This is a genomic window from Neobittarella massiliensis (ex Bilen et al. 2018), assembly GCF_900289145.1.
GTDB classification, from domain to species: domain Bacteria; phylum Bacillota; class Clostridia; order Oscillospirales; family Ruminococcaceae; genus Neobittarella; species Neobittarella massiliensis.
Genome location: NZ_OKQO01000001.1, coordinates 276,433 through 295,597 on the forward strand (window position 1 = coordinate 276,433; position 19,165 = coordinate 295,597).

13 protein-coding genes are annotated in these 19,165 nt (G+C 60.2%); 5 read left to right on the top strand and 8 right to left on the bottom strand.

The window, feature by feature from the left end; genetic code table 11:
• The first annotated feature begins 599 nt into the window (after positions 1–599).
• The 3 genes from C6Y32_RS01355 (at position 600) to clpB (ending at position 4,658) form a co-directional block, all read left to right on the top strand.
• Positions 600–1,229 (top strand): TFIIB-type zinc ribbon-containing protein, encoded by a 630-nt coding sequence (locus C6Y32_RS01355; RefSeq protein WP_129589362.1) that lies wholly within the window; start codon positions 600–602, stop codon positions 1,227–1,229.
• 111 nt (positions 1,230–1,340) lie between these two features.
• Positions 1,341–1,808, top strand: coding sequence for a hypothetical protein (locus C6Y32_RS01360; RefSeq protein ID WP_105203363.1), 468 nt, complete (start codon positions 1,341–1,343; stop codon positions 1,806–1,808).
• A gap of 222 nt (positions 1,809–2,030) precedes the next feature.
• Positions 2,031–4,658 carry an ATP-dependent chaperone ClpB gene (gene clpB, locus C6Y32_RS01365; protein WP_105203364.1) on the top strand — a complete coding sequence of 876 codons (2,628 nt, stop codon included), beginning with the start codon at positions 2,031–2,033 and terminating at the stop codon, positions 4,656–4,658.
• 346 nt (positions 4,659–5,004) lie between these two features.
• Here the strand turns inward: clpB and C6Y32_RS01370 are convergent, their stop codons facing one another.
• The 5 genes from C6Y32_RS01370 to C6Y32_RS01390 all read right to left on the bottom strand — a co-directional run bounded on the left by C6Y32_RS01370 (position 5,005) and on the right by C6Y32_RS01390 (position 12,936).
• Positions 5,005–7,242, bottom strand: coding sequence for a DUF3825 domain-containing protein (locus C6Y32_RS01370; RefSeq protein WP_105203365.1), 2,238 nt, complete (start codon positions 7,240–7,242; stop codon positions 5,005–5,007).
• A gap of 193 nt (positions 7,243–7,435) precedes the next feature.
• Positions 7,436–8,716: an amidohydrolase family protein gene (locus tag C6Y32_RS01375; RefSeq protein ID WP_105203366.1), complete on the bottom strand. Its 1,281-nt coding sequence runs from the start codon at positions 8,714–8,716 to the stop codon at positions 7,436–7,438.
• Between the two features lie 55 nt (positions 8,717–8,771).
• Entirely contained in the window at positions 8,772–10,805 is a 2,034-nt protein-coding gene (gene recG, locus C6Y32_RS01380) for an ATP-dependent DNA helicase RecG (RefSeq protein WP_105203367.1), read from the bottom strand.
• A 67-nt stretch (positions 10,806–10,872) separates the two neighbouring features.
• The gene (locus tag C6Y32_RS01385) at positions 10,873–12,561 is read right to left on the bottom strand and encodes a DAK2 domain-containing protein (protein ID WP_105203368.1); all 1,689 of its coding nucleotides are present in this window, start codon (positions 12,559–12,561) and stop codon (positions 10,873–10,875) included.
• 12 nt (positions 12,562–12,573) lie between these two features.
• Entirely contained in the window at positions 12,574–12,936 is a 363-nt protein-coding gene (locus C6Y32_RS01390) for an Asp23/Gls24 family envelope stress response protein (RefSeq protein WP_370738795.1), read from the bottom strand.
• 317 nt (positions 12,937–13,253) lie between these two features.
• Between C6Y32_RS01390 and C6Y32_RS01395 the strand changes: the two genes are divergently transcribed.
• Positions 13,254–13,748, top strand: coding sequence for a YbhB/YbcL family Raf kinase inhibitor-like protein (locus C6Y32_RS01395; RefSeq protein WP_105203370.1), 495 nt, complete (start codon positions 13,254–13,256; stop codon positions 13,746–13,748).
• 134 nt (positions 13,749–13,882) lie between these two features.
• Here the strand turns inward: C6Y32_RS01395 and C6Y32_RS01400 are convergent, their stop codons facing one another.
• From C6Y32_RS01400 to rny, 3 genes are all read right to left on the bottom strand, one after another.
• On the bottom strand, positions 13,883–14,143 hold the full coding sequence (locus tag C6Y32_RS01400) for a stage V sporulation protein S (RefSeq protein WP_105203371.1): 261 nt from the start codon (positions 14,141–14,143) through the stop codon (positions 13,883–13,885).
• Between the two features lie 92 nt (positions 14,144–14,235).
• Positions 14,236–15,000, bottom strand: a complete 765-nt coding sequence (locus tag C6Y32_RS01405) for a TIGR00282 family metallophosphoesterase (protein WP_105203372.1) — start codon at positions 14,998–15,000, stop codon at positions 14,236–14,238.
• Between the two features lie 72 nt (positions 15,001–15,072).
• Positions 15,073–16,629, bottom strand: coding sequence for a ribonuclease Y (gene rny / locus C6Y32_RS01410; protein WP_105203373.1), 1,557 nt, complete (start codon positions 16,627–16,629; stop codon positions 15,073–15,075).
• Between the two features lie 532 nt (positions 16,630–17,161).
• On the opposite strand from rny, the gene thrS reads away from it, so the two are divergent.
• Positions 17,162–19,072, top strand: a complete 1,911-nt coding sequence (gene thrS / locus C6Y32_RS01415; RefSeq protein WP_105203374.1) for a threonine--tRNA ligase — start codon at positions 17,162–17,164, stop codon at positions 19,070–19,072.
• Positions 19,073–19,165 lie beyond the last annotated feature (93 nt).

Below are 19,165 nucleotides of genomic sequence, written 5' to 3' on the forward strand. Positions count from 1 at the left end.
TTGCACATCGTGTCGTTTTTTCCTATAATGAGATAAATGGAACCGGCATCATAGAGAGATCCGGCAGCGCGTAAAAAAGCGAGGAGCACAGGGGCATGACAGGCGGTGCGGAGACAGACCCCGACTTGTACACCGCCGAGGCGGTGATGGATTGCAGGCCGCTGGCGGGAAAAGCGGCGCACCCGGCCTGACCGATGGCTCAATTATTGCCGCTTTTGGTGCTTTGGCGGGGGGCGTGAACACAGCGGCTGGCGGTACCTGCCCGGTAGAAAACTGTGAAAAGATAAACTGACAAGCAGGGTAAGGCACTGCAGACGATGGCAGTCGGCTGCGTGTGGCCGCTGTGCGATACAAGTATAGCTCATACACTCGGCAAAAGAGCGGGAGCTACATGTTTGCGGGGGAGCGGGGCCGCGGTCAGCAACAGGCAGGTACCGGGCGGCTTGCCGATTTTGCCGCTGCGGCCCGCCGCGGTCCGCTGCGGGGAAGAATTGGCCGCAGATGTGGGCGGCGCCGAGAGAGGACGATCTCAGATGACGGCTGAGAGCTGTTTTATATAGGTGGGTGCCGGCCGGTGGCCGGCGGTGGAGGTGCAGGTTATGTGGTCGATCAAGTGTGAACAGTGTGGGGCCTCGGTGCCCATAGAAGAGGGAAAGAATACGGCGACCTGTCCATTTTGTGATACGGTGATCTGTCTGCCGTCAGGCGGCAGAGCGGGCCGAGAGGGACAAATGATCTCTGCCCGCTCGCTGCTGCAGCGCGCCAAGATGTTTTTGCGCGACGGTGACAGAATACATGCGGCGAGTTATATAGAGTGGGTGCTGAATGCCGACGCCAGCTGCAGCGAGGCCTACTGGTGCCGACTGATGCTGAAGATGGGAGCTGACCGGCCGGAGCAGATGGAGAAACTGGAGCGCTCTATTGCCCAAGAGCCGGACTTTTTACGGGCGGTGGAGTTTGGCAGCCCCGAACAGCGAGAGATGTATTTGGCCTGTGAGGAAAAGATACAGCAGTGGCTACAGGGCCCGGAAATGAAAGCGAAGCGAGAAAATGAGCAGTACAGACAGGAGATGCTGCGCCGGGAGAGCGCGGAGCGGGCCGAGATCGCCCGTGCGCTGGAGAGACATAGCGAGCCTGAAACAGACAACAAGGAGTATGGCTGTGCACTGTGGGTAGTGGCGGGAGCGGTACTGTTTATGCTGCTGGTGGTGCTTTTGACAAAGGCGTGAGGAGCGGGGAGTAAGAGATGGAAACAGGCAGTATTTACCTGTAAAAATTGTGGCGCCCAGCTGGAGATATTGCCGGGTCAGGATTAGGTGACCTGCCGATTTTGTGGCGGCGTGAGCCTGCTTCGAGACCTGAAGGTGCAGGTGACGACAGCCGGTGCGATGACAGCCAGAGGGCGGCTGGCTTTGGAGGACGGAGACTTTGCCGCGGCGGCGGATTATTTTGAGCGGGCGCTGGATATAGAGCCCTTTTTAGCCAGCGCCTATATGGGCAAGCTGTTGGCTGAGCTAAAGCTGTGCTCGGAAGATGCGCTAGAAAACAGTACGGAGGTGTTGGAGCAGTATAGCGCTTATCAAAAAGCAGTTCGTTTTGCCCGGGGAGAGCAGTTGGAGCGCTACGGCGGATATGCGCGTGCCGCGGCTAAAAGCAGGGCGGCTGCCGCTGCCAGCTATGAGCCTGGCAAGTTGACGGAGGCAGAGGTCGAGCGCAGGCAGGCAACATGGTCGCGGTGGGCGATGACTGTGCTGTTGGGGGCAGGGTTGCTGGTACTGCTGTTCGCGGCGGCTGTGGCAGCTAAATAGTGCCCGGTGCGGACCGACCCCGAGAGCGGGGACGGTCTTTATTTTGGGCACAAATTAGCACTCTTTTTGATAGAGTGCTAATATTTAAAAAGTAGATACGTATATTTCATGATTTAGACATAATTTTTGGGTAAATTAGAAGCTGTAAGAAAAGAAAAAGACTCCGCCAAAGGAGCGCTGTCCGCCCCCAAAAATGCGGGCAGAAGAGGAGGTAGGAAGACTATGCAGGCTAATAAATTTACGCAAAAATCGCTGGAGGCCATCCAGTCGGCGCAGGCGCTGACCATCGAGTACCAAAACCAGCAGATCGAGCAGCAGCACCTGCTGCTGGCACTGCTCGACCAGGAGCAGGGGCTCATCAGCCAGCTTTTGCCCAAGATGGGACTCGACGCACAGGTGGCCCAAAAAGAGGCGCAAAAGCTGGTGGCGGCCATCCCCCACGTGACGGGACCGGGCCGCGACCCGGAGAAGGTGTATATCACCCAGGACGTGGACCGGGTGCTGGTGGCGGCAGAGAAGGCGGCTGCTGGCATGAAAGACGAATACGTGTCGGTAGAGCACATCTTTTTGGCGCTCATCGAGGCGGCCAACGCCCCGTTAAAGCGCTATTTTGACCAGTTTGGCATCACCAAGGACAAGTTTTTACAGGCGCTGTCGTCGGTGCGGGGCAACACCCGGGTCACCTCCGACAGCCCGGAGACCACCTATGACGCACTGAAAAAGTACGGTACCGACCTGGTGGAGCGGGCGCGCGGCCAACAGCTCGACCCGGTGATCGGGCGGGACGACGAGATCCGCAACGTCATCCGCATCCTGTCGCGCAAGACCAAAAACAACCCGGTGCTCATCGGTGAGCCCGGCGTGGGTAAGACCGCTATCGCCGAGGGACTGGCTCAGCGCATCGTGCGCGGCGACGTGCCCGGCAGTTTAAAAGACAAGACCATTTTTTCGCTGGACATGGGCGCGCTCATCGCCGGCGCCAAGTACCGCGGCGAGTTCGAGGAGCGGCTGAAAGCGGTGCTCAAAGAGGTAAAGGGCTCGCAGGGGCGCATCATCCTGTTCATCGACGAGCTGCACACCATCGTGGGCGCCGGCAAGACCGAGGGCTCGATGGACGCGGGCAACCTGTTAAAACCCATGCTGGCCCGGGGCGAACTGCACTGTATCGGCGCCACTACTTTAGACGAGTACCGCCAGTACATTGAAAAAGACCCCGCTTTGGAGCGGCGGTTCCAGCCGGGGCTGGTGGGTGAGCCGACGGTGGACGACACCATCGCCATTTTGCGCGGCTTAAAAGAGCGCTACGAGGTGTACCACGGGGTGAAGATACAGGACCAGGCGCTCATCGCCGCAGCCACCCCGTCGGATCGCTACATCTCCGACCGCTTTTTGCCGGACAAGGCCATCGACCTGGTGGATGAGGCCTGCGCTATGATCCGCACCGAGATCGACTCGATGCCCACCGAACTGGACGTGGTGTCGCGCAGGATCATCCAGCTGGAGATCGAGGAGGCGGCGCTGAAAAAAGAGAGCGACACGCTGTCGAAAGAGCACCTGGCCGAGATACAAAAAGAGCTGGCCGAGGCCCGAGACCACTTTGCGGCTATGAAAGCCAAGTGGGACAATGAGAAAGCGGCCATCGGCAAGGTACAGAACCTGCGCAAGGAGCTGGAGCAGCTCTCGGCCCAGATCGAGAAGGCCGAGCAGGACTACGACCTGAACCGCGCTGCCGAGCTGAAATACGGCCGTCTGCCCCAGCTGCAAAAGGAGCTGGAGGAGGAGGAAAAGCTGGCCGAGAGCGGCAGCCGTGAGGATAACCTATTGCGAGACAAGGTGACCGAGGAGGAGATCGCCCGCATCGTACAGCGGTGGACGGGAATACCGGTATCGCGGCTGATGGAGGGCGAAAAAGAGAAGCTCTTGCACCTGGAGGACACTTTGCACGAGCGGGTGGTGGGCCAAGACGAGGCGGTGACCAAGGTCAGCGAGGCGATATTGCGCTCGCGGGCGGGCATTCAGGACGAGAACCGGCCCATCGGCTCGTTTCTCTTTTTGGGCCCCACCGGTGTGGGCAAGACCGAGCTGGCCAAGGCGCTGGCGCAGAACCTGTTTGACGACGAGCACAACATCGTGCGCATCGACATGACCGAGTATATGGAAAAACACTCGGTATCGCGGCTGATCGGCGCTCCTCCGGGCTATGTGGGCTTTGAGGAGGGCGGTCAGCTGACCGAGGCGGTGCGCCGCAAACCCTATTCGGTGATCCTGTTCGACGAGGTGGAAAAAGCCCACCCCGACGTGTTCAACATCCTGTTGCAGGTGCTCGACGATGGTCGCATCACCGACAGCCAGGGCCGCACGGTAGACTTTAAAAATACCATCATCATCCTCACCTCCAACCTGGGCTCGGCCTACCTGCTGGAGGGCATCGACCAGAGCGGCGAGATCACCCAGCAGGCCAGGGAGCAGGTAGAGGCGCTGCTGCGCCAGACCTTCCGCCCCGAGTTTTTGAACCGGCTGGACGAGATCGTGTTCTACAAACCGCTGACCAAGGACAACATCGCCGCGATCGTAGACCTGATGATAGATGAGCTGAGCGACCGGCTGGCGCGGCAGCAGCTGCGCTGTGAACTGACCCCGGCGGCTAAGGCCTATGTGGTAGACGGCGGTTATGACCCGGTATACGGCGCCCGCCCGCTGCGGCGTTTCATCCAGAAAGAGGTGGAGACGCTGCTGGCCAAAAAAATCATTGCCGGCGACTTTGACGCCGGCAGCGACCTGGTGGTGGACGTGCAGGATGGACAACTGACCGTAACTGCCAAGCCCCAACTGGCCAAGGTGCAGCCGTAAGACTTGCGGCAATACTGTGATGGTGTGATACTGTGACAGGCAAAAAAGAAGCACCGTGACAAGCGGAAAAATAGAGAGGTACCGTGCAGACCGGCACGGTACCTCTTTTATGTGCAGGCGGTTGGAGGAGCGGCGCCGGTAAAGGGGGAGCTGTGCGATCGGCGAGATGCCTTGGCACTACCCCCGTGTGGGAGCAGTGGGACGAGGAGACAGCTATGGAGATAAAGAGATCGGCCGGTATACAGAGCGCACCGGTGCGGTGTAATAGGGCAGGGGCGCGCTACCTGTCCGGAGCAAAAAAGCACCGCCGGTCATGAGACGGGCGGTGCTGAGAAACGGGTGCTGTTTAGGGCTGCTCGGCCGGCTCGGCGCGGAAACCGCCGCCGAGTGGATTGACCCCGAGCAGGCGTACCGGCAGCTGCTGCTTTTCGTAGTAGTACGCTTTGGGGTGGGTGAGCAGCGAGCGGGAGATGGTGGCAGTAGCACTGCCGTCGCCGAAAACCCCGCGGATGCCGCCGTTATTGCCCTTTTTGATATCGCGCAGCACGACTATGTCGCCGATGGACGGCGAGCTGGTGGGGCCGGCTGTGGGCGGCGGTGGCGCCGGGATGGGTGCAGGTGCTGCCGCCGGCGCGGTTTCGGCCGGATTGGAGGTGGGGGTTATACTGGCCTGCATACCCTGTACCAGTTGGGAAAACAGGTCTTGCACCGTTATCCCCTGCGGAAGATTTTGCACCAGTTGCTCCAGCGGAGAGGTGGCGGCGGCCGGTACAGCTGCCGGAAGGTCGGGCGCGGCGGTAGCGGGAGCTGTGCTGGTGGTGGTATGGCTGCCCTGATGGGGAGCGGCCTGCGCCTGTGGGGTGTGGGCTGGGGTGCCGGCAGGCTGCTTTACCGCACAGTTGGGGTGCTCGGGGCGCAGGGTGAAGGCATTTGACCCATCGCGCACCGGCGTCGCCTGATAGGTGCCGCCCAGCGGATTGCGGGCCACGATATCTACCAGCATCTGTTGGCCCAGCAGTGGTTCGAGATCGCAGTCACCGGTCTTTTTACGGGAGATGGTCCCCACTTTGTCGCCGTCAAACAGACCGCGCAGGCTGGCGTTGTTGCCGATGGTGAGCTGGCGCAGCCAGACGCGGTGAGGGAAAGCCAGATCCCCCTCTGCCAGAGTAGAGTCCCCGGCTGCCGGGCGGGAAACGACTGATGCGACCGCGGACGGCCCGGCAGTAGCCGGCGACTGGGGCGGTGCGCTGGCGGTACTGACGGCGGGCGCCGGGTGGTGGGTGACAGGGGCGGCGGTGCTCTCGTCGGACGGTGCACCTTCGGGTGCGTCGTCGATGATCTCGCTGGGGTTGAGCCAGCTGTCATCGGGCTTGCAGAGGATGCGGGCATTTTGATAGGCCCAGGCCAGCAGCAAAATGGTCTCGGGCACGTAGTAGCCGTCGTGGTAGCTGAGCACCAGGGCAAAATCGGGTTGCTTGTCGAACATGCGGTCGAGGTAGATGGGCATTAAAAACTGGATGGCTCCTGGGCGCTGGCGGGTGGCGGCCCGGTACTGGGGCACTACATATTTGTAGTTGCGGGTGGCGATGAGGCGGGCATTTTCGATGCCGGCCTTTAGTTTTTGCGACAGGTCCCAAAGGGCGATCTGGCCGTTTTGGTACTGCTGGGTGTAGTGGCGGGGGAAACGGCCCCGCTCGATGCCGTCGACGATGATATGCTGCAGCTTGGCGGCGGTGAAGTCGATGGGGACGCTGGGGTCGTAGATGATGTCCTGTATCCTGGTGAAGAAGGTGGCCACGCCGGGACCGTTTTGCACCGCCTCTTTGGCAAAGCCGTAGCGGGTGACCAGACTGCGCTGACCGTCGGCCATGCGGGGATCGTTGCAGATGAACAGGCCGTTTGGCTTTTTGCCGTACACCTCGCCTATGAGGTAGAGATCCTCGGCAAAATTGGTGAGCAGACCGGTGTTAAAGTAGCAGTACTTGCCGTCTTTTGAGAAGATGATCTTCTGGTAGTTGGGGCTCTGGGGGTCCTGATACTCCAGCACCAGCTTGGAAAAAGTCATCTGCAGGTAGGACTCCAGGATCTCGTACCGGGTCTTGGGGCGCACCAGAGCGGGGTTTTGCTCTCCCTTGGCAAACTGCCACTTTTCGCCGGGCAGCAGGTTTTGGTGGATGGCGCAGATAAAGGCGTCGGCCTCCTCGTAGCTGCGAAAGCTGAGAAAGCCCATGCGGTAGGCGCGCATGGTGTTGAACAAAAAGGTGTGGTCGGTAAAGAACACCTCGCCCCAGCTGCCGCTGGGCCCGCGCCGGGTGCAGGCCAGCAGCTTGTCACCGCTGTGGTCGATATAGCCGGTGGCCACTGCTTTGGCCTGGGCTTTAGCGGGAGAAAAGTCGGGCCCATAGGCCAGGCTGCCGTTTGCCTGATAGCCGTAATACACCACCTCGCCGCGCTCGATCTGCTGCTGGACATACTGGTTGAGCGCCTGTTCGTCGACGGCCTCGGTGGCGTGCTGCTGCAGTTTTTCCAAGTAGGCCCGGCCTTTACCCAGGTAGCCGAACCCGTATAACCCGATCTTTTCCAAGTGATGAAAACTCCTCTCTCGCCGGCCAGTGGACTGGCCGGACGCTCTGATCTGTTTTTATTATACACGCCTGGCCGGTACAGCACAATCGAGAGACGACAAAAAAGCCGCCTGTGGGGCGGCTCGGCAGGAAAAGGCCTATTGGCGGCATCGCCGCGGCGGCGCGGGGATACCCGGCGGATGCGCAGAGGTGCTAGAAATACACCTTGCTCTCGCCGCGGCCGCGGCGGGTGATGGCGGCGGCACAGTCGGCGGCCTGTTTGGTGATGGCGGTGACATCGGTCTGCAGGCGGCCTTCTTTTTTGACAAATCTGCCTGCCACCATGGTGTGGGTGATGTTGGCGGCGCTGGCGCTGTAGAGGATGGCGGCTAAGGGGTCGTACACCGGGGCGGTGGCCGGGGTGTCCAGATCCCACAGAGCCAGATCGGCCGGTGCGCCCACGGCCAACCTACCGGCCCCGAACGGCAGCGCCCGGTGCCCGGCAAACAGCAGCTGCCACATCTGCGGCAGGGTAAACTGCTCGGCCTGATCGGCCCATTTGCCCAGCAGGGCAAACAGGCGCACCTGCTCTAAGGGATCGATGGTGTTGGAGCTGGCGGCGCCGTCGGTACCGATACCCAGCTGCAGCGACTGCCAGTGCTGCCACAGCTGGCCCTCACCCATACCCAGCTTGAGATAGGTCTTGGGGCAGGCGGCAACGAAGGTATCACCAGCCAGCAGCGGCAGGTCTTCTTTTTGGATATACAGCGCGTGGGCCACGATACAGGGGACGGTGAAACCACCTGCCTCGGCCACCACGGCAAAGGGGGACTTGCCGTACTTTTGATAGCTCTCTTTTACCTGCTCGGCGGTCTCGGACACGTGCAGATGGATACCGCAGCCGTGCTGACGGGCCGCTTCTACCAGCCGCCGCAGCACCTGGGGCGAGCAGATATAGGGGGAGTGGGGGCCGATGCGCAGGTGGACCATCTCGTTGCCGGCGTAGGCCGCCAGCAGCTCCTCGGCCTTTTGCAGTTCTGGCTCGGGGTCGCCGCCAAAGCCAAAGATGGTGTAGGCGAGATCGCAGCGCAGGCCCAGTTCGCCGGCGGCACGGGCGATGTGCTGACAGCCAAAGTAGTGGTCGGCAAAGGCGGTGACGCCGTTTTGCGCCATCTCGGCGCAGGCCAGTTTGGCACCCCAGTAGATGTCCTGCTCGGTCATCTTGCTCTCGAACGGCCAGAGCTCCCGGTTGAACCAGTCGTCGATGTTTACATCCTCGGCGATACCGCGGAAGATGTTCATGGGGGTGTGGGTGTGCAGTACGACCAGGCCGGGGGTGAGAAATTTGCCGGTGCAGTCGATACGCTCGACGCCCGGCGGACAGGGGATCGCCGTGCCGATCTGGGCGATCCTGCCGCCCTGTACCAGCAGGTCGGTGCGGGGGGTTACGTTGCCCATCTCGTCGATGAGCGTGACATTTTGAAATAGTGTCATAAGAGATACCTCGCTTTGCCATCGCCGGGCACTGAGCACCGGCAGCGTGGGGCGTTTAGTTGAGGCCCTGCTGCCCCACCTGCGAAAACAGGCGGCCGACCTCGGCGCGCAGCAGGGGATTTTGGCGCAGCTGTGGGTCTGCGTCCAGCAGCTGGCGGCAGACGGTGCCGGTCTGGGCTAAGACCATGCGGTCCTGCAGCAGGTCGGCGATCTTCAGTTTGGGCAATCCGTGCTGGGCGCTGCCGAAAAAGTCGCCGGGGCCGCGCAGTTCCAGGTCGAAATTGGCCAGCGCAAAGCCGTCGCTGGTGCGGCACATGGCGTCGAGCCGCTTTTTGGCCGTCTCGCCCTGGGCGTCGGAAATGAGGATGCAGTAGCTCTGGCGGTCGGACCGGCCTACCCGGCCCCGCAGCTGGTGCAGAGCCGAGAGGCCGAAGCGCTCGGCGTTTTGGACGATGATGAGGTTGGCGTCGGGCACGTCGACCCCCACCTCGATGACGGTGGTGCTGACGAGCAGATCAAGCTGTTTTTGTTTAAAGGCGGCCATCACCGCCTCTTTTTCTTTGGGGCGCATGCGGCCGTGCAGCAGACCCACCCGGCGGTGGGGCAGCAGCTGCTGGATCTGCTGCTGGGCGGTGGCGGCGTCTTTGAGCTCGCTGCCGCTGTCTTCGATAAGGGGGCAGACCACGTAAACTTGGCCGCCGGCGCGTATCTGCTTTTCGGCAAAGGCTACGGCCCGGCGAAATTTACCGAAGTCGACGGCAAAGGTCTCGATCTCGCGGCGGCCGGCCGGCTTTTCATCCAGTACCGAAATGTCGAGATCGCCGTAGATGATGAGGGCCAAGGTGCGGGGGATGGGGGTGGCCGACATGACCAGCATATGTGGATACTGCCCTTTTTCGCCCAGCGCGCCCCGCTGCTTGACGCCGAAACGGTGCTGCTCGTCGGTGACGACCAGCGCCAGTTTGGAGAAGGTGACGTTCTGCGAGATGAGCGCGTGGGTGCCGACCAGCAGATCGATCTTGCCGGCCGCCAGATCGGCCAGCAGCGCCTTTTTGGCCGCGCCTTTGGTGCTGCCGGTGAGCAGCGCCACGGTGATGCCCAGCGGCTGCAGCAGCGTGTTGAGCGTTTGGTAGTGCTGCTCGGCCAGTATCTCGGTGGGGGCCATCAGCGCGCTCTGGGCCCCGTTTTGGGCGGCAGCGTACACCCCGGCGGCGGCCACCACCGTTTTGCCCGAGCCTACGTCTCCCTGTAAGAGACGGCTCATGGGCTGCGGGCGCTGCAGGTCGGTGAGTATCTCGCCGATGCAGCGGCGCTGAGCGCCGGTGAGCTGGTAGGGCAGTGCAGCGGTAAAGGGGGCCAGATCGGGGGGAATGAGCCGGTAGTCGGTGCGGCGGCGGGTGCGCTGCTTGAGCAGGGCCATGCCCAGCTGCAGCACCAGCAGCTCCTCGAAGATGAGGCGCCGGCGGGCCAGCTGGGCGGCCTGCGGCGACTGGGGCAGGTGGATGTTCTGCACGGCAAAGCCGATGTGGCACAGGTCGTACTGGGTGCGCACCCAGCTGGGCAGCGGGTCGGCCAGCTGGGCTAAAAAAGCGTCGATGGCCACGGCCACAGACCGGCTGATCTCTTTGGAGGTGAGCCCCTTGGTGAGCGGATAGACCGGCAGCACGTCGTGGGGCTGACCGGCGGGGATAAACAGGGGAGAACCCACCTGGCGGCCGGTAAAGGTGCCGCCGAACTTGCCGTAGAAGATATAGTCCTCCCCCTCGACGAGCTGGCCGTAGGGGTAGGGGGTGTTAAAAAAGGTGACGGCAAAATCCTGCTCGTAATCGGTGCACAGCACCTTGTACAGGTTGCGCCCGCCGGAGAGCCGCGCTACCGGCAGCTTGCGCACCACCCGCCCCTGTACGGCACAGGGGGAGTCGAACGGGGCAGCGGAGAGGGGCACTGTGTCGTGCAGATCGATGTAGCTGCGGGGGTAATACTGCAAAAGGGAGCCGACCGAGTCGACCCCCAGCTTTTGGTAAAGCTGGGCGCGCTTCGGTCCCACTCCCTTGAGAAATTGGATATCTACAGAAAATAGGTCTTTCACGAAAACACCTTGTGCAGCTGCCGGCCCCAGCAGGCATACCGGCAGAAGATATGGCAGACGGCGCGCATCACTCGGCCGAGATGATGTAGTAGTAGACCGGCTGGCCGCCGTACACCACAGCCATCTCGACACCTTCTGGCAGCTTGGCGCGCACCGCGTCCTCGATGACTTCGCTCTCGGCGGTGGGCACGTCCAGCCCGGTGATCAGCGTGACGAAGGTGGTATCTTTTTTGATGAGCTGGCGCACCAGTTTGACCACTGTTTTTTGCAGGTCGGTATCGGTAAACGAGAGTTTGCCGTTGACCATGGCCAGCATCTGCCCCTCTTTGATCTTGTGACCGTCGTAGTCGGAGTTGCGGGCGGCGTAGGTGATCTGGCCGGTGCCCACGTGGTCAATGGCCTTGGTCATGTTGACCGAGTTGTCTTTGACGCTGGCATCAGGGTCGAAGCTGAGCATGGCCGAGAGGCCCTGGGGGATGGTGCGGGTCTGCAGCACCACTACCCGACGGTCGGCCAGCGAGAGAGTCTGCTCGGCGGACATGATGATATTTTTGTTGTTGGGCAGCACGAACACGGTTTTGGCCGGCACCGAGTGGATGGCCTTGAGAATGTCCTCGGTGGAGGGGTTCATGGTCTGGCCGCCGCTGACCACGGCGTTAACGCCCAAGTCGACAAACAGGCTTTTGACGCCGCTGCCGGCAGCCACTGCCACAAAGCCGTAGGGGATATCGGGATCTACCGGCTTGTAGGAGAAGTCCTCCCCCGACTCGCCGCTCTCGAAACTGGGCGGAGTGTCCTCGCTGGGCTCTTGCCCGGCGGCCAGGCGGGCCTTGTACTGCTCGAGCATGTTCTCGATCTTTAAGTTGGTGAGATAGCCCCACTTGACCGCCTCGGTGAGTGCGCCGCCGGGATTGCCGGTATGCACATGGACCTTGATGATGTCCTCATCGTCGACCACCACTACGCTGTTGCCCATGGCCTCTAAAAAGGCGCGCAGCTTGAGCGAGTCGGCGCCGGGATCTTTTTTGTTGATGATGAACTCGGTGCAGTAGAGCTCGGTCATGCTCATGTCGAATTCGCCGGCCACCTGTTTGGGAGCCGCGGCAGCGGGCGCGGCGGACGGGGCGTTCTCGCCCTCGACCATCACCCCGTCACAGATGACGCTGCGCATGCCCTCGAAGATGACGAGCAGGCCCTGCCCGCCAGCATCGACCACACCGGCTTTTTTGAGTACCGGCAGCTGCTCGGGGGTGTTGGCTACCGCCTCTTTGGCGCATTGGCAGACAAAGTTCCACAGGGCAGTGGTATCGTCGTTTTCGAGTAAAAAGTCATCGGCCTTCTCGGCGCTGACCCGGGCCACAGTGAGGATGGTGCCCTCGGTGGGCTTCATGACCGCCTTGTAGGCAGCGCTGACTCCTTCGTGCAGGGCATTTACGATATCGGCCGCGGTGGCGGTCTCGTGCTCCTTGAGACCCTTGGAAAAGCCGCGGAAAATCAGCGACAAAATCACGCCGGAATTGCCCCGCGCCCCGCGCAACAGCGCCGAGGCCGCCGTTTTTGAGGCCTGGGCCACGGTGCAGGTGTCGGGCAGCATCGACAGCTCCTTGGCGCCGGCCGAGATGGTCATAGACATGTTGGTGCCGGTATCGCCGTCGGGCACCGGGAACACGTTGAGCTCATCGACGGCCAGGCGCTGGTTTTGGATATTGTTGGATGCGGAGATGATGCTATCCCGCAGCATTTTTCCTGTGATCATGAAAACTCTCCTTTATTCGGCAGCCATACCGTCGACATACACGTTGATCTTTGCGACCTGCATCCCCACGGCCTGAGACACGGCGTACCGAACTTTGTTGATGATGCTCTTGACGATAGCCGACACATTGATGCCGTAGAGCACCACGATGTGGATATCGATGACCAGCTTATCGCCGATGGTCTTGATGCGCACGCCCTGATCGGGGGTGGATTTGCCGGACAAAAAGCGCTTGATGCCCTGGACCGGGGTAGAGGCGGCGATGCCGATAACGCCGTAACAGTCGCTCACCACGTTGCCCACCAGGCCGGCAAAATACTCGCCGGTAATGGTGGTGGTGCCCAGATGATTCTCTAATTTTAGCAACCTGATCACTCCTTTTTTCTGTAGATGGCAAAGACCCAGTTTTTTGTATTGTACGCTCCGCTGGGGATATTATATGTAAAAGTTGCGGGTATTCGCGCCCGGCCACCGTTTTTATACGGCGCCGCCGCGCCGCACAAAGACCGGCCGGCCGACCGCCAGCGGGCCTTGTGTATCTTCATATTATACCGATTTGCAGCCCTTTTGTAAATATCTGTACGGCAACTGCCACTGCTTTACAGCGGTGGTATACTGGAGTTAGAAGGAAAAGTACACCGCCGGCAGCGCCACGCGGCGCTGCAGTGGCCAGTAGAGATGGGGGGAGCTCGATGTATATCACGACCGACGCGATACAAAAAGGCCGCTTTTTAGACCGCTTTGGCAGCCGGGGAGAGGACTTTATCGGCGATATGCCGTGCCGCTCCTTTGGCTTTGCCGTGCACGATGTGCCGGAGGGGACCAAGTCGTTTGCGCTGCTGTTTGAGGACAAGGACGCCATCCCGGTCTGCGGGTTTTCGTGGATCCACTGGGTGGCGGCCAACATGCAGCAGGGGAGCCTGCCGGAAAATGCCAGCCAGGAGAGAGATGACTTTTTGCAGGGAGCCAACAGCTGGGCCGGGCCGCTGGGGAGCTTAGACCGCCGACAGGCCAGCTTTTATGGCGGGATGGCCCCACCTGACGGCGACCACCGCTATCAGCTGCACGTATTTGCGCTGGACTGCCTGCTACCGCTGCAGAACGGTTTTACCTATAACGAGATGTATTTTGCCATGGAGGGCCACCTGCTGGCCCAGACGGCGATCACCGGCCTGTACGGCGCATAGGTGCTTTTAGGCAGTAAGTGGGCAGGTGTGCCCAAATGGATATAGAGGGCGGTACAACTGTACCGCCCTCTATGCCTTTTTTAAAGAGATGGAAAAAAGAGTAGTGACTAGTAAGTGGTGAGTGGCGAACTGTTTTAGCGGGGTTCGACAATGAGCTTGATACCCGTTTTTTCCTCGCCGTCGATGGCGATGGTGGTAAAGGCCGGCACACAGATCAGGTTGACGCCCGACGGCGCCATGTAGCCCCGCGCTACCGCCACTGCCTTGAGGGCCTGGTTGATGGCCCCGGCGCCGACTGCCTGGAGCTCTGCTGCACCGTGCTCTTTGACCACTGCTGCGATTGCACCTGCCACCGAATTGGGGGCGGATTTAGATGATACTTTTAACACTTCCATGGTGGTTCCCTCCTGCGCGACGATCTATGGTCTTGCATGAGAAAATTGTAACATAGTGTTTAAAATAATTCAATAATAAATCTAAAGATAGGCTAACTCTCACAAAATGCGTGGATGGTTTTTGCCTTTTTGCCATCTGTGTCAAAAAACACTCCCTGTACAGAGCAGTCGCCGTCGGCAATTTCAAATCGGTTGGGCAGATGGGTCAAGAAGCGCTGTAAAATGACTTCTTTTTTGACCCCCAGCACCGAGTCGATGGGGCCGGTCATACCGGCGTCGGTAATATAGGCGGTGCCGCCGGGCAGCAGTTGGGCGTCGGCAGTTTGGACGTGGGTGTGGGTGCCGAGCACCGCTGCCGCCCGGCCGTCGAGGAAAAAGCCCATGGCCCGCTTTTCGCTGGTGGCCTCGGCGTGGAAGTCGAGCACCAGACAGTCGTACTCCACCGGCGGGTGTGCCAAAAAGGCATCGATGGTGCGAAAAGGACAGGGCAGCGCATCGAGAAATACGGTGCCCATCAGGCTGACGACACACACCCGGCCCTTGATGGAATCGAACAGATAGTAGCCATCGCCGGGGGCACAGTCGTAGTTGAGCGGGCGCACCACGTGGGGGCAGCGCTCCAGCACCTGGCGGGCCTCGGGCTTTTTAAACAGGTGGTTGCCGGTGGTGATGACGTCGGCCCCGCAGCGCAGCAGCCAGTCGGCGCTGTCGAAGGTGAGCCCATTTCCCGCAGCGGAGTTCTCGCCGTTGCAGATGGTCAGGTCGGGGCGGTACTGGGCCTTGAGCTGGGGCAGCTTTTTTTGCAGGAAGCGGCAGCCCTGGGGGCCCACCACGTCGCCGATAAACAGGATCTTCATTGTGGTGCTCCTTTATGTGAGAGAGTAAAAAGTGGGGGGAGGCCGTCTGCCTCCCCCCACGCGGTATGTACCTTATTTGGCAAAGTCGATCGCGCGGCTCTCGCGGATCATGTGGACCTTGATCTGGCCGGGATAATCGAGTTCGGCCTCGATCTTTTTGACGATATCATGGGCCAGGATGACCATTTGATCGTCTTTGACCACCTCGGGCTTGACCATGATGCGAATCTCGCGGCCGGCCTGGATGGCAAAGGATTTCTCTACGCCATCGAAGGAATTGGCCAGCTCTTCCAGCCGCTGCAGGCGCTTGATGTAGTTCTCGACATTCTCGCGGCGGGCGCCGGGGCGCGCGGCGGAGATGGCATCGGCGGCCTTGATGATACAGGCCAGAACAGTCTTGGCCTCTACATCGCCGTGGTGGGCCTCGATGGCGTGGATGATCTGCTGGTTTTCCTTGTAGCGCTTGGCCACGTCTACGCCGATCTTGATGTGCGAGCCCTCGACCTCATGGTCCAGCGCCTTGCCGATATCGTGCAGCAGGCCGGCCCGTTTGGCCATATCGATGTTCACGCCCAGCTCGCCGGCCAGCAGGCCTGCCAGCTGCGCCACCTCGATAGAGTGGTTGAGCACGTTTTGGCCGTAGCTGGTGCGGTAGCGCAGCCGGCCGATGAGTTTGACCAGTTCGGGGTTGATGGCGTGGACGCCCAGCTCCATGACGGCGCGCTGCCCCTCCTGCTTGATGATGTTATCGACATCGGTCTTGGCTTTCTCCACCATCTCCTCGATGCGGGATGGATGGATGCGGCCGTCCTGTATCAGGCGCTCCAGCGCCACCCGGGCCACTTCGCGGCGCACCGGGTCAAAACTGGATAGGGTGATGGCCTCGGGGGTGTCATCGATGATGAGGTCGACCCCGGTGAGCGTTTCGAGCGCGCGGATATTGCGGCCCTCGCGGCCGATGATGCGGCCCTTCATCTCGTCGCTCGGCAGCGGCACTACCGATACCGTGGCCTCAGAGGCGTGATCGGCGGCGCAGCGGGCGATGGTGGTGGCCAGCAGGTTGCGGGTGAGCTCGTCCTTTTCCTCTTTTAAAGAGGTGGCGTAGCTGGAGATGTGCACCGCCTTTTCGTGGGTGAGCTCCTCGTCCAGCGTTTGCAGCAGCTGGTCTTTGGCCTGCTGCGCCGTGAGACCGGAGATCTTCTCGAGCATCTCGAACTGGCTCTTTTTGACCTGCTCGATCTCCTCTAACTTGTCGTCGGCCGCCTTGAGTTTTTGGTTGAGTTTCTCGTCTTTCTGCTCGACCGCGGTGATCTTTTTGTCCAGTGACTCCTCTTTTTGGATCAGCCGTTTTTCCTGCCGAGAGATATCGGAGCGACGCTCCTTGATCTCTTTGTCGGCCTCGGTCTTGAGTTTGTAGATCTCGTCTTTCGCCTCGATCAGGCTCTCTTTTTTCTTTGCTTGGGCTTCTTTTACGGCTTCGTTGACGATGCGGGTCGCCTCGGTCTCGGCGTCGCCCAGCTTGGCCTCGGACACTTTTTTGCGGTATACGGTGCCCAACACGAAAGCCACTGCCATCAGGACCAGCGCGATTAGCACCAGTACCACGATCATAACCGGCGTAAATGGCATAAAAAAACCCCTCCTTTTCCTAAAATTTTGTGCGTTTTATGTATTATTGGTAGAATAAAACAAAACAGACTACATGACTATTTTATAATAGAGCTATACAGACTGTCAAGGAAAATGCAGGCAGCGCACAAAAGAATGAAAAAAGGCGTTGGGAGAGCGGCGAGACCTATTTGACAGCGGACCGGGGCTGTGTTACACTGACAGTGTCAAAGCGGTGATGGGGACATGTGCACCGGCTGTGGCACCGTACAGAGAGCGCTGCCTTTGTGCTGAGAGCGGCGCGGTGACCGGCCCTTTGCGTACCACCCCGGAGCGCAGTCAATACCTGCCGGCCAGGGACCGTTATTCCCCGCAAGTCAAGTGGTATACCGCAGATAGGCGGTGTACAATTTGGGTGGAACCGTGGAGCCAAACGAAACAGTTGCGCTTCATCCCTTAGTTTCTCGTAGAGGAAAGTGAGGGGTGGAGCGCTTTTTTGCAACAAAAAACAGACCGGTATCCATAAAAACTGTGAGACAGGAGGACTTATAAGATGATCGATGTGAGATTAAAAGACGGCTCGGTGCTGCAGGTAGAGGCCGGCAGCACCGTGGCCGATGTGGCCAAACAGATATCGATGGGCCTTTACCGCAATGCGGTGGGGGGGCTGGTCGACGGCGCGGTGGCCGACCTGCGCCAGCCGTTGGAGCACGACTGCGCACTGGAGGTGCTGACCTTTGCCGACGACGCGGGCAAGCGGGTGTTTTGGCACACCGCCTCGCACATTTTGGCCCAGGCGGTGCAGCACCTGTACCCCGATACCAAGTTTGCCATCGGCCCGGCTATCGACGGCGGCTTTTACTACGATTTTGACCTGGAGAAGCCCTTTACCACCGAGGACCTGGAAAAGATCGAGGCCGAGATGAAAAAGATCGTAAAGGCGGCGCTGCCGCTGGAGCGGTTTGAGCTGTCGCCGGACGAGGCCAGAGAGCTGATGAAAGACCAGCCCTACAAGCTGGAGCTCATCGCCGAGCACGCCGGTAAGGGGGAGAAGATCTCCTTCTTTAAACAGGGCGACTTCTGCGACCTGTGCGCCGGCCCCCACCTGATGGACACCTCGAAAGTAAAGGCTATCAAGCTGACCTCTTCTACCGGCGCCTACTGGCGCGGCGATTCGGGTAAAGCCATGCTCTGCCGGGTATACGGCACCGCTTTCCCCAAAGCCAGCGAGCTGGAGGCCCATCTGACCATGCTCGAGGAGGCCAAAAAGCGCGACCACCGCAAGCTGGGAAAAGAGCTGAAACTATTTGCCCTGATGGAGGAGGGACCGGGCTTCCCATTTTTCCTGCCCAAAGGCATGGAACTGAAAAATACCCTGATCGACTACTGGCGCCAGATCCACAAAGAGGCCGGCTATGTAGAGATCAGCACGCCGATGATCCTCAGCCGTACGCTGTGGGAGCGCAGCGGTCACTGGGATCACTATAAAGACAACATGTACACCACCGTCATCGACGAGCAAGACTACTCCATCAAACCGATGAACTGCCCCGGCGGCATGCTGGTGTACAAGACCCAGCCCCGCTCCTATCGCGACCTGCCGCTGCGGGTGGGCGAATTGGGCCTGGTGCACCGGCATGAGCTCTCGGGCGCGCTGCACGGCCTGATGCGGGTGCGCTGCTTTACCCAGGACGACGCCCACATCTTTATGACCCCCGACCAGATCAAAGATGAGATCAAAGGCGTGGTGCAGCTGATCGATAAGGTGTATAACCTGTTTGGCTTTACTTATAATATCGAGCTGTCCACCATGCCCGAGGACCATATCGGCGATGAAAAGGACTGGGAGGTAGCGACCCAGGGTCTGGTGAGCGCCATCGAAGAGATGGGCCGCGACTACAGCATCAACGAGGGAGATGGCGCCTTTTACGGCCCCAAACTGGACTTCCATCTGGTGGACGCTATCGGCCGCACCTGGCAGTGCGGAACCATTCAGCTGGATATGCAGATGCCCGAGCGTTTTGAGCTGGAATACACCGGTGAGGACGGCCAGAAGCACCGGCCGGTGATGATCCACCGGGTGGTGTTCGGCAGCATCGAGCGGTTCATCGGCATTCTCATCGAGCACTTTGCCGGCGCTTTCCCGCTGTGGCTGGCTCCGGTACAGGTGAAGATCATCCCCATCAGCGACAAGTTCCACGAGCAGGCCAAAGCGCTGGAGAGCCAGCTGGCAGCGGCGGGCTTAAAGGTGGAGGGGGACTACCGCTCCGAGAAGATGGGCTACAAGATCCGCGAGGCCCAGATGGAGAAGATCCCCTATATGCTGGTGCTGGGCGAAAAAGAGGTAGAGTCGGGCACAGTATCGGTGCGCAGCCGCAAAGGCGGCGACCTGGGTGCTATGCCGGTAGCCGATTTTATCGCTATGGCCGAGCAGCAGATCGCCGATAAGGCGCTGGACGAGTAGAGAGCGCCCGGCTTACAGTTTGAAAGATAAAAAAGCGGGGGAGGACCAGCTGGTCCTCCCCCGCTTTTTTATCCTTTTAGTATCTAAAGTAAA

Bases quoted from the DNA above. Each gene is read 5' to 3' on its own strand.
- C6Y32_RS01355 (WP_129589362.1), top strand. From the start codon at position 600: ATGTGGTCGATCAAGTGTGAACAGTGTGGGGCCTCGGTGCCCATAGAA.
- clpB (WP_105203364.1), top strand. From the start codon at position 2,031: ATGCAGGCTAATAAATTTACGCAAAAATCGCTGGAGGCCATCCAGTCG.
- C6Y32_RS01375 (WP_105203366.1), bottom strand. From the start codon at position 8,716: ATGACACTATTTCAAAATGTCACGCTCATCGACGAGATGGGCAACGTA.
- C6Y32_RS01385 (WP_105203368.1), bottom strand. From the start codon at position 12,561: ATGATCACAGGAAAAATGCTGCGGGATAGCATCATCTCCGCATCCAAC.
- C6Y32_RS01395 (WP_105203370.1), top strand. From the start codon at position 13,254: ATGTATATCACGACCGACGCGATACAAAAAGGCCGCTTTTTAGACCGC.
- C6Y32_RS01400 (WP_105203371.1), bottom strand. From the start codon at position 14,143: ATGGAAGTGTTAAAAGTATCATCTAAATCCGCCCCCAATTCGGTGGCA.
- C6Y32_RS01405 (WP_105203372.1), bottom strand. From the start codon at position 15,000: ATGAAGATCCTGTTTATCGGCGACGTGGTGGGCCCCCAGGGCTGCCGC.
- rny (WP_105203373.1), bottom strand. From the start codon at position 16,629: ATGCCATTTACGCCGGTTATGATCGTGGTACTGGTGCTAATCGCGCTG.
- thrS (WP_105203374.1), top strand. From the start codon at position 17,162: ATGATCGATGTGAGATTAAAAGACGGCTCGGTGCTGCAGGTAGAGGCC.